1 pseudogene is annotated in these 283 nt (G+C 38.9%); it reads right to left on the reverse strand.

From position 1 onward, the window contains the following. Positions 1–283: pseudogene (locus tag WFZ86_RS20265) on the reverse strand (fumarate reductase/succinate dehydrogenase flavoprotein subunit); the annotation flags it as partial.

Here is a 283-nt window from a genome sequence, read left to right on the forward strand (position 1 = left end):
AGGTAGTAATTTCTTCTTGAGATGGATTGAGATTTCCTTTGGCGTAAGCTACTTGCTTTCCTTTGGATTGAATTTCAGAAGAGAAATCCAAATAAACACCTTCATTAGTATCATTAGCTTCAATTCCATGACCAGCATCACAAACTTCTTTGGCTGCTCTAGAAGCTACGTCGCGAGGAACTAAGTTACCACATGCAGGGTATTTTCTTTCTAAGTAATAATCTCTATCTTCTGCGGCAATTTGTGTAGGTTTCATTTTACCTGCACGAATCGCTTCAGCATC

Origin of the sequence: Flavobacterium polysaccharolyticum, from assembly GCF_038739875.1 — a bacterium.
Lineage (GTDB): Bacteria > Bacteroidota > Bacteroidia > Flavobacteriales > Flavobacteriaceae > Flavobacterium > Flavobacterium polysaccharolyticum.